7 protein-coding genes and 1 pseudogene are annotated in these 7,052 nt (G+C 73.6%); 5 read left to right on the top strand and 3 right to left on the bottom strand.

Annotated features, from left to right (window positions below; genetic code table 11):
* Nucleotides 1-1,327, top strand: a pseudogene (locus tag ACFWY6_RS20280) (GNAT family N-acetyltransferase); the annotation flags it as partial.
* Here ACFWY6_RS20280 and ACFWY6_RS20275 read toward each other — a convergent pair.
* Complete coding sequence (locus tag ACFWY6_RS20275) at nt 1,275-2,501, bottom strand: trans-sulfuration enzyme family protein (RefSeq protein WP_384692109.1); 1,227 nt, start codon at nt 2,499-2,501, stop codon at nt 1,275-1,277. The pseudogene ACFWY6_RS20280 and the gene ACFWY6_RS20275 overlap by 53 nt on opposite strands.
* Nucleotides 2,502-2,561: 60 nt before the next feature.
* On the opposite strand from ACFWY6_RS20275, the gene ACFWY6_RS20270 reads away from it, so the two are divergent.
* From ACFWY6_RS20270 to ACFWY6_RS20260, 3 genes are read left to right on the top strand one after another with little or no spacing between them, the layout of a single operon-like run.
* Nucleotides 2,562-3,074: an Lrp/AsnC family transcriptional regulator gene (locus tag ACFWY6_RS20270; protein WP_266869273.1), complete on the top strand. Its 513-nt coding sequence runs from the start codon at nt 2,562-2,564 to the stop codon at nt 3,072-3,074.
* A gap of 35 nt (nt 3,075-3,109) precedes the next feature.
* Nucleotides 3,110-4,813, top strand: a complete 1,704-nt coding sequence (locus ACFWY6_RS20265; RefSeq protein ID WP_384692105.1) for a DUF885 domain-containing protein — start codon at nt 3,110-3,112, stop codon at nt 4,811-4,813.
* Between the two features lie 24 nt (nt 4,814-4,837).
* Complete coding sequence (locus ACFWY6_RS20260) at nt 4,838-5,074, top strand: hypothetical protein (protein WP_384692102.1); 237 nt, start codon at nt 4,838-4,840, stop codon at nt 5,072-5,074.
* A 94-nt stretch (nt 5,075-5,168) separates the two neighbouring features.
* On the opposite strand, the gene ACFWY6_RS20255 is transcribed toward ACFWY6_RS20260, so the two are convergent.
* Nucleotides 5,169-5,675: a rhodanese-like domain-containing protein gene (locus ACFWY6_RS20255; protein ID WP_266869270.1), complete on the bottom strand. Its 507-nt coding sequence runs from the start codon at nt 5,673-5,675 to the stop codon at nt 5,169-5,171.
* 174 nt (nt 5,676-5,849) lie between these two features.
* Here ACFWY6_RS20255 and ACFWY6_RS20250 point away from each other — a divergent pair, with 174 nt between their 5' ends.
* Nucleotides 5,850-6,296, top strand: coding sequence for an Lrp/AsnC family transcriptional regulator (locus ACFWY6_RS20250; protein ID WP_135333921.1), 447 nt, complete (start codon nt 5,850-5,852; stop codon nt 6,294-6,296).
* Between the two features lie 13 nt (nt 6,297-6,309).
* Here the strand turns inward: ACFWY6_RS20250 and ACFWY6_RS20245 are convergent.
* Nucleotides 6,310-7,052: SbcC/MukB-like Walker B domain-containing protein (locus ACFWY6_RS20245; protein ID WP_384692099.1), on the bottom strand; the 743-nt coding region annotated here is incomplete at its 5' end.

The raw sequence follows: 7,052 nt of genomic DNA, 5'->3' as shown, positions 1-7,052 counted from the left end.
CCTAGACCGGCGGGGGCGGGGGGCCGGGGGGGGGCGAAACTTGACGGCCCGGGCCCCCGACGGGCCCGCCCTGCTCGCCATCTCGGCCGTGGTGCTGATCGCCACGGCCGGGTTCCACACATGGTGGGCACGGCGCCACAACCACGCACCTCCGACGGCGGACGATGCCGACGCCCGGCCGGCCGGGCACCCCACGGAACACTCCGCCGGAGCGACCACCCTGTGGCGGATGCGCACCACGGTGCGCGACGAGCCGGGCTCGCTTGCCGCCTTGTGCACGGCCCTGGCACACGGCCGGGTCGACATCCTCAGCCTGCAGGCGCACCCGCTGGCCGAAGGCACCGTGGACGAGTTCCTGCTGCGCGCACCCGAGGAGCTCTCCGCGGCCGAGATCAGCCGGGGCGTCTCGCACGCCGGCGGCTCGGGCACCTGGATCGAGCGGGCGGACGCCCACGACCTGGTGGACGCCCCCACGCGCATCCTGGGCCTCGCAACGCGCACCGCCCTCGACGCGGCCGAACTGCCGCTCGCGCTGCGCCAGTTGCTGGGCCGCTGCACCATCCGTTCGCTGCCCGCCACGTCTCAGGACACGGCCGCTGCGGATGCCACCGCCGACGGCGCACCCGTCGAGGGCGTCCTGGAGGGGACCGTGCTGCGGCTGCGGGCACCGGAGGGCGAGGTGATCACGGTCGAGCGGCCCTATCTGCCGTTCACGCCCACCGAGTTCGCCCGCGCGCGTGCCCTGGTGGAGCTGGACACCCGGCTCGGCCCGCGCATCCCGCGCAGCCAGGACGTGCTGACCCTCGCCGAGGGCAACTCCATCACCGTACGACGCGCCGACACCACCGACGTCGAGGCCGCCAAGGCCATGCACGACCGCTGCTCGCGGCGCACCCTGAGCATGCGCTACCACGGCCCCGTGCGCGACGCCGACCGCTACCTCAACCACCTGCTCAGCCCGCGCTTCGGCCGCACCCTCGCGGTGCAGACCGCGTCCGGCCGCATCGTGGGCATCGGCCATCTCCTCTGGGACGGCGACGAGACGGAGATCGCGCTGCTCGTCGAGGACGAGTGGCAGCGCCGCGGCATCGGCACCGAACTCCTCGGCCGTCTGGTCGCCCTGGCGGTCGAGGCAAGCTGCGAGAGCGTGTACGCGGTGACGCAGGCCTCCAACACCGGCATGGTCGCCGCGATGCGCGGCCTCGGTCTCCCGCTCGACTACCAGATCGAGGAGGGCACGCTGGTCATCACGGCCCGGCTCGACGCGACGCCGGTCATCTCGCGGCCGCCGTACGACGCGAGCTTCGAGCCCCAGCAGGCGGAGTAGCGGCGACCGGGCCGAGCGCCTGGTCGAGGTCCCGCCACAGGTCCTCGACGTCCTCAAGCCCCGCCGACAGGCGCAGCAGGCTGTCGCTGACGCCGGACGAGCGGCGGTCCGCCGGGTCCACGACGCGGTGGCTGATGGACGCCGGATGCTGGATGAGCGTGTCGACGCTGCCGAGGCTGACCGCCGGGGTGATCAGACGCACCCCGGCGGTCACCGCGTGCGGGTCGCCGCGCACCTCGAAGGCGACCATGGCGCCGCCGATCCGCGGATAGTGCACGCGCTCCACCCGCGGGTCGGCGGCGAGCCTGCGCGCCAGCTCCGCCGCGTTCGCGGAGGCGGCCCGCACCCGGACCGGCAGGGTGGCAAGGCCCCGCAGCAGCAGATAGCCGGCGAGCGGATGCAGCACCCCGCCGGTGGCGAACCGCACCTGGCGCAGCTGCCGGGCGAACTCCTCGTCGCAGGCCACCACACCGCCCAGGACGTCGCCGTGACCGCCCAGGTACTTGGTGGCGCTGTGCAGCACGAGCCGCGCCCCGCTCTCGACGGGACGCTGCAGCACGGGCGTCGCGAAGGTGTTGTCGGCGAGCAGCGGCACGGTCCCGCAGGCATGGGCCACCGCATCCAGGTCGAGTTCGGCGAGCGTCGGGTTCGCGGGCGACTCGACCATCACCAGGCCCGTGTCCGGCCGGATGGCGTCGGCGATCCCAGCCGGGTCGACCCAGGTGACCTCGGAGCCGAGCAGTCCCGCCGTCAAGAGGTGATCACTGCACCCGTACAAGGGACGGACCGCGACGACATGCCGCAGACCGGCCGCGCCGCGCACGAGCAGGACCGCGGACAGCGCCGCCATGCCGCTCGCGAACGCGACGGCGCTCTCGGTGCCTTCCAGCCGGGCGAGCGCGGTCTCGAACCGGGCCACGGTCGGGTTCGCCAGGCGGGCGTACACGGGCGGTCCGTCGTCCAGGGCGCCGTCGGCGGCGAACGCGTCGATCCGCGCGGCCTCGCCCCGGGTGTCGTACGAGGGATAGGTGGTGGACAGGTCGATCGGTGCGGCGTGCAGCCCGAGTCCCGCGAGGTCGTCGCGTCCGGCGTGCACCGCCTCGGTGGCCAGGGCGCGTGCCGCGGTCGGGGCGCGGTGGCCGGATCCGGTACGGGGTTCCGTGTTCGTGTCCATGCCGATGATGCTGAACAAAGGCCGATGACCGGTCGTTGAATCCCGTGCTACGTTCGGCGAGTGGCTGAAAATGTCGTACTGGACGCGGTGGATCTCCGCATATTGCGGCTGCTGCAGAACGATGCCCGGACCACCTACCGCGATCTCGCGGTGCAGGTCGGCGTCGCGCCGTCGACCTGCCTCGACCGGGTCTCCCGGCTGCGGCGCTCCGGCGTGATCCTGGGGCATCAGCTGCGGCTCGATCCGGCGAAACTCGGCCGCGGCCTGGAGGCGTTGCTCTCCGTGCAGGTCCGGCCGCACCGGCGTGAACTCGTCGGTCCGTTCGTGGAGCGGGTCAGGGCACTGCCGGAGTCCCGCTCCGTCTTCCACCTCACGGGTCCTGACGACTATCTGGTGCACGTGGCGGTGTCCGACGCGGCCGATCTGCAGCGGCTCGTCCTGGACGAGTTCACCTCGCGGCGCGAAGTGGCGCGCGTGGAGACGCGGTTGATCTTCCAGCAGTGGGAGTGCGGGCCGCTCCTTCCGCCGCGGTCCGAAGCCGCCGAGCCGGGGGAAGCCCGCGGCGAATCTTGATGACGCGGGCCGGTCCCGCGTACGAGTATGTCCGCATGTCAGACACGAAGCTCCCGGCCCAGAACCCGCTGCCGCGCCAGATCGCCGACGCGTACGTCGACGAGCTCATCGTCCTCAACCCGATCGAGGGCACCTATCTCGGCGTCAAAGCCAGCCACAGCAGGCTCCCCGACGCCTCGCCCGCCGGCCAGGAGGCCCTCGCCGAGCTGGCCCGTACGACCCTCGCCCGGCTCGACGAGGCCGAGCGCGCGCCCGGCGCCGACACGGACGCCGAGCGACGCTGCGCACGGCTGCTGCGCGAGCGGCTGACCGCCGAACTCGCCATGCACGACGCCGACGAGGGGCTGCGCGCGGTCGGCAATCTGCACACCTTCCCGCACGCGGTGCGGGAGATCTTCGCCGTGACGCCGGCCGAGACGGAAGAGGACTGGGCGACGATCGCCGAACGGCTGCGGGCGGTGCCCGCCGCGTACGCCGGATATCGCGCATCGCTCGAACTCGGCCTGGAACGCAAGCTGTTCGCCGCGCCGCGCCCCACCGCCACCTTCATCGGGCAGCTCGGCGAGTGGGCCACGTCCGGTGCCGGTGGCCGCGGCTGGTTCGAGGAGTTCGCCGCGGAAGGACCCGCCGCGCTGCGCGCCGAGCTCGACGCCGCCGCGCGCGCCGCCACCGAGGCCGTCGTCGCCCTGCGCGACTGGCTGCGGGACGTCTACGCGCCCGCGATCGAGGGCGCCCCCGACACGGTGGGCCGCGAGCGCTACGCCCGCTGGTCGCAGCACTTCAACGGGGCCGACCTGGACCTCGACGAGGCGTACGCGTACGGCTGGTCCGAGTTCCACCGGCTGCTCGCAGAGATGCGGGCCGAGGGCGAGAAGATCCTGCCGGGCGCGGCCACGCCGTGGGTGGTGCTCGCCCATCTCGACGAGCACGGCGCGCACATCGAGGGCGTGGACGAGGTGCGGGGCTGGCTGCAGGAGCTGATGGACGAGGCGATCGAGGCGCTGGACGGCACGCACTTCGAACTCGCCGAGCGGGTACGGAAGGTGGAGTCGCACATCGCGCCGCCGGGCGGTGCGGCCGCCCCGTACTACACGGGCCCGTCCGAGGACTTCTCGCGGCCGGGGCGGACCTGGCTGCCGACGATGGGCGAGACCCGTTTCCCCGTGTACGACCTGGTCTCCACCTGGTACCACGAGGGCGTGCCCGGCCATCATCTCCAGCTGGCCCAGTGGGCGCACGTCGCCGAGAACCTCTCCCGCTACCAGGCCACGCTCGGCATCGTCAGCGCCAACGCGGAGGGCTGGGCGCTGTACGCGGAGCGGCTCATGGACGAGCTCGGGTTCCTCACCGACCCGGAGCGCAGGCTCGGCTATCTGGACGCGCAGATGATGCGCGCGCTGCGGGTCATCGTCGACATCGGCATGCACCTGGAGCTGGAGATCCCGGCGGACTCGCCCTTCCGCCCCGGCGAGCGCTGGACGCCCGACCTCGCGCAGGAGTTCTACGACGCGCACTGCAGCCGCCCCACGGACTACGTGGCCAGCGAGATGACCCGCTATCTCTCCATCCCCGGCCAGGCCATCGGCTACAAGCTGGGCGAGCGTGCCTGGCTGCTCGGCCGGGAGAACGCACGGCGGCGGCTCGGCGACGCGTTCGACGCGAAGGCGTGGCACATGGCCGCGCTGTCGCAGGGGTCGCTGGGGCTGGACGATCTGGTGGACGAGTTGTCGGCGCTCTGAGACCGGCTCCGTCCTCACCGCCCAGTGGGTGTCGAGCATGGCGGCGTCGATGCCGTCCAGGGTGCCGTCGTCGCCGCTGACGGCGTGGTTGGCGACGAGGATGTCGATCCGCCCGCCGAGCGCGTCGGCGGCCGTGGCGATCAGCTCTGCCGGTGCGGCGGGGTCGCCGGGCCCGTCGTGGACCCGCGCCCGCGGGTCGCCGAGCGCGGCTCGCACTGCGGCGACGGGCCACGGCGTAGCCGATGCCGCCGCGCCTGCTGACTCCGGTGACCAGGGCCGTGCGCCCGCGCAGGGTCATGTCCCGTACGGGGCCCGGGCGCACGGGAGTTGATGCGGCGCGCCCGCCCGCCGCGCCTCAGCAGCCGCAGTCCTCCGCGTCCTCGGGCGCGGTGAGCGGGTCCGGGGCGCGCCGCTCACTGCCCTCCCACGTCTCGAACTCGAAGCCCTCGCGCACCCAGTACTCGAAGCCGCCCAGCATCTCCTTGACCTGGAAGCCGAGTTCGGCGAGGGCGAGGGCGGCGCGGGTCGCGCCGTTGCAGCCGGGGCCCCAGCAGTAGGTGACCACGGGGACGGACTTGTCGAGGAGCTGCTCCGCCTGCTGCGGGATGAGCGCGGTCGGCAGGTGGATCGCGCCGGGGACATGGCCCTGGTCCCAGCTCGCGGTCGACCGGGAGTCGATCACGACGAAGCCGGGGTCGCCGTCGGCGGCGAGTGCCGAGGCGACGTCGGACACGTCGGCGTGGAAGGCGAGGCTCGCGCCGAAGTACGCGGCGGCCGCGGCCGGCGATGCGGGCGGCACCCGGAGTACGGAGTTGGGGGCGCCGGTGGCGGCGGGGCTCGGGGTCTGCGTCGTAGTGCTCATGGCCAGAAATCTACGGGCCTGCCGGCCGCCTCTGAAGGGCTGATCCTCGGCGTAGGGGATGATCGGCCGGGGATTCCCCGGCACTTGCCGCACTTCGCCGCTCATTGCACAGCAGATGGCCGATCCCCGGTCAACCCCTTGATCGGCCGGGAAATCCCCTGTTACCTCTCAGCCATGACCGGTTATTCCACGGACGCCACCGACTGGCGCATCCTCGACGTCCTCCAGCGCGAGGGCCGCGCCAGCTATGCCGAGCTGGCCCGGGCCGTCGCCATGTCCCCGAGCGCCGTCACCGAACGGGTACGCCGGCTCGAGGAGGCGGGCGTGATCCAGGGGTACGCGGCCGTGGTGGACCCGGAGCGGCTCGGCCTGCCGATCCTCGCGTTCGTCCGCCTGCGCTATCCCAACGGCAATTACAAGCCGTTCCACGACCTGGTGGAGGTGACCCCGGAGATCCTGGAGGCGCACCACGTCACGGGCGACGACTGCTTCGTGATCAAGGTCGCGGCGCGCTCGATGAACCACCTGGAGGAGGTCGCCGGGCGGATCGGCGCGCTGGGGTCGGTGACCACGAGCGTCGTCTACTCGTCGCCGCTGCCGAGGCGCCCGCTGGGCCGCTGAGACGGCACCCGCCTCACGCCCCGCCCCGCTGGCGCACGACCGACCCCGCACGCCCCTTCTCGACCTCCAGCTGCGCGTGCACCCGGCGCCGCAGGTCCGCGACGTGGCTGACGATGCCGACGCTGCGGTCCCGCTCGCGCAGTGAGTCAAGGACGTCGAGGACCTCGTCCAGGGTCTGGTCGTCGAGGCTGCCGAAGCCCTCGTCGATGAAGAGCGTGTCGAGGCGTACGCCGCCGGCCTCGTCGGTGACGACATCGGCGAGGCCGAGCGCAAGGGCGAGCGAGGCGAAGAACGTCTCGCCGCCCGACAGCGTCGACGTGTCGCGCTCGCGGCCCGTCCACGCGTCGACCACGTGCAGTCCCAGGCCGGAGCGGCCGCGGCCGGTGCGGTCGTCGGAGTGGACCAGGGTGTAGCGGCCCGACGACATGCGCTGCAGCCGTGCGGTCGCGGCGGCCGCGACCTGTTCGAGGCGGGCGGCGAGGACGTAGGACTCGAGGCGCATCTTGCGTTCGTTCTCCGCCGACGTGCCCGCGGCGAGCCCGGCGAGCCGCGCCACGCGGTCGTACTCGGCGCGCAGCGGGGCGATCCTGCGGGCGCCCGCGGCCGACCTGCCGGAGAGCCGGTCGAGTTCGGCGCGGCGCCGGGGCGCCCCGGCGCGCCCCCCCCCCGGGGCGGGGGCGGCCCGGGCGGGCCCGGAGGCGGGCGGCACGGGGGGCGCGCGCGCTCGGTCGGGCGGGGGGGGTGTGGGTGGGGGCG

The organism is Streptomyces sp. NPDC059037, from assembly GCF_042740015.1.
Classification (GTDB): Bacteria; Actinomycetota; Actinomycetes; order Streptomycetales; family Streptomycetaceae; genus Streptomyces.
Note: the sequence above shows the minus strand (reverse complement) of the source record. Positions and strands in the feature narration are given on the sequence as shown.

What these genes read in the sequence shown, in the direction of transcription:
- ACFWY6_RS20275 (WP_384692109.1), bottom strand. Translation starts at nt 2,501, where the DNA reads ATGGACACGAACACGGAACCCCGTACCGGATCCGGCCACCGCGCCCCG.
- ACFWY6_RS20265 (WP_384692105.1), top strand. Translation starts at nt 3,110, where the DNA reads ATGTCAGACACGAAGCTCCCGGCCCAGAACCCGCTGCCGCGCCAGATC.
- ACFWY6_RS20255 (WP_266869270.1), bottom strand. Translation starts at nt 5,675, where the DNA reads ATGAGCACTACGACGCAGACCCCGAGCCCCGCCGCCACCGGCGCCCCC.
- ACFWY6_RS20250 (WP_135333921.1), top strand. Translation starts at nt 5,850, where the DNA reads ATGACCGGTTATTCCACGGACGCCACCGACTGGCGCATCCTCGACGTC.